Source organism: Achromobacter sp. Marseille-Q0513 (assembly GCF_018195695.1).
Lineage (GTDB): Bacteria > Pseudomonadota > Gammaproteobacteria > Burkholderiales > Burkholderiaceae_B > Achromobacter.
Genome location: NZ_JAGTJY010000154.1, coordinates 1 through 2479 on the forward strand (window position 1 = coordinate 1; position 2479 = coordinate 2479).

At 69.7% G+C, this 2479-nt stretch carries 2 protein-coding genes; both read left to right on the forward strand.

Features of this window, described 5'->3' with window-relative positions; translation table 11 throughout:
- Nucleotides 1-189 precede the first annotated feature (189 nt).
- A complete protein-coding gene (locus KDH83_RS23660) occupies nt 190-1080 on the forward strand; it encodes a transporter associated domain-containing protein (RefSeq protein ID WP_212320423.1) in 891 nt (296 codons plus the stop codon).
- Nucleotides 1077-2479 (forward strand): apolipoprotein N-acyltransferase (lnt, locus tag KDH83_RS23665; protein ID WP_212320436.1); only part of this gene is annotated, 1403 nt, incomplete at its 3' end. The genes KDH83_RS23660 and lnt, both read left to right, overlap by 4 nt.

Consider the following 2479-nt stretch of genomic DNA (forward strand, 5'->3'; position numbering starts at 1 on the left):
CCGCCCGCACCGCCTGCCGCCCGCACCGGACCCGGCCGGGCGTCTACGGGTCAACCCTGAAATATCGCTGCAAATAAACGCCGGCACGGCGCAGATGGCGTGGATTCGCCCCATTTTGGGCCGCGCCGTTACAAGTTGGCATCGACTTTCGGTTATGCTGGCCCTTCCCTAACTTGTCCATCCCGGACGATGTCTGACCCTTATCCTGCTCCCGACGCGACGCCTGCTCGCACCGCAAAACCCGCAACCAAATCCCTGATGGACCGCCTGCTTTCCCTCGTGCGCCGAGAGCCCGAGGACCGCGAAGGCATCAAGGCCGTCCTGGAAGCCGCCCACGAACGCGCTCTGCTGGACGCCGAGTCGTACCAGATGATCCGGGGCGCGCTGGCCGTGTCCGAGGGCATCGTGGCCGACATCATGGTGCCGCGCTCGCGCATGGACCTGCTGGACGTCACCCAGCCCATCCCCTACCTGGTCGCCTCGGTCATCGAGACCGCCCACTCGCGCTTTCCCGTCTACGAAGGCGACCGCGACAACATCATCGGCATCCTGCTGGCCAAGGACCTGCTGCGCTGCATGCTGGAACCCGGCATCGAGGTGCGCTCGCTGGTCCGCCCGGCGGTCTTCATTCCCGAATCCAAGCGCCTGAACGTGCTGCTGCGTGAATTCCGCGTCAGCCGCAACCACCAGGCCATCGTCATCGACGAACACGGCGGCATCTCCGGCCTGGTCACCATGGAAGACGTGCTGGAGCAGATCGTCGGCGACATCGAGGACGAATTCGACGAGACCGAGGAAGACTCCATCTTCCCCGAGGGCGAGAACCAGTGGCGCGTGCGCGCGGCCACCGAGATCTCGCACTTCAACGACGTGTTCGGCAGCAAGCTGCCGGACGACGAATACGACAGCGTCGGCGGCTGGATGGGCGGCCGCCTGGGCCGCATCCCGCGCCGCGGCGACCACGCCGAAATCGACGGACTGCGCATCGAGGTCGCCCGCGGCGATGCCCGCCGCGCCCTCTGGCTGCGCGTGCGACGCCTGGCCGGGTCTCCCTCCTCCGCCAATCCCGCCGACGCATGAGCCCCACCCCGCGCGGCCGACTCCTGCGCGGCGCGGCCGGCCTGATACTGGCCGGCGCGGCGCACGCCCTGACATTCGCTCCCGGCCCGCTGCCCGGTTGGGCCCTGGCCATCACCCAGGTGCTGGCGCTGGCCGTGGCCGCGCGCGTGACGTTGTATGCGCCGTCGGCGCGCCTATCCTGGGCGCGCGGCTGGCTGTTCAGCTTCGCCACCTACGCGCTGGGCCTGTACTGGATCTTCATCAGCCTGCACCGCTACGGCGAGCTGGCGGCGCCGCTGGCGGCGGCCGCCGTGCTGCTGCTGTCGGCCTTCCTGGCCATCTTCCCTGCCTCGGCCTGCGCGCTGGCGCGCCGCTACGCGCCGCTGGAACCGGACTCGCGGCCCGCCCGCGCGCTGACGGGCGCGCTGACCTGGGCCGCCCTGTGGGCCGGCTTCGAATGGGTGCGCGCGGTGCTGTTCACCGGCTTCCCCTGGCTGAATATCGGCTATGCCCATGTCGACAGCCCGCTGGCAGGCTGGGCGCCGCTGCTGGGCGTGCACGGCATGGCTTTCCTCGCGGCCTTCGCCGCGGCGGCCATCGCCACGCTGTGGCAACCCTCGCGCAAGACCCCGCTGGACGGCCGGCGCGCGCTGGCCGCCGGTCTCGCGCTGGCGCTGGCTGCAGCCGGCTGGCTGCTGGCCCGCATCGACTGGTCGCGTCCTTTCGGCGAGCCGCTGAACGTGCGCCTGATCCAGGGCAACATCGAACAGTCGCAGAAATTCGATCCCGCGCTGCTGGACCAGAGCCTGCGCCGCCATCTGGAACTGGCCGCGCTGCCGCCCATGCCGGGCGAACCGGCGCCGCAGCTGACCATCCTGCCCGAGACCGTGATGCCGGTGTTCCAGAACCAGCTCGATCCGCGCGTCTGGGAAACCTGGCGCGCCATCGCCGCGCGGCAGAACAGCGTCATCGCCATGGGCTCGCCGCTGCTGGACGTAGTGGGTGGACGCGAACGCTACACCAACAGCGTGATCGGCTTCGACGGCGCCACGCCGGTCGAGCAGTTGCTCGCCGGCTCGACCGCCATGCGCTACGACAAGCGCCACCTGGTGCCCTGGGGTGAATACGTGCCGCCGGGCTTCCACTGGTTCGTCGACATGCTCAACATCCCGCTGGGCGACTTCGACCGTGGCGCTGAGCGGCAGACGCCCTTCGCCGTAGGCGGCCAGCACGTGGCCTTCAACATCTGCTACGAAGACCTGTTCGGTCCGGACCTGCTGCCGGCGTTGCAGTCCGGCCCGCAGGGCGAACCCGGCGCGACCATCCTGGTGAACGTCAGCAACCTGGGCTGGTTCGGCGATTCCTGGGCGCTGCGCCAGCATCTGCAGATCGGCCGGCTGCGCACCATCGAGACGGCGCG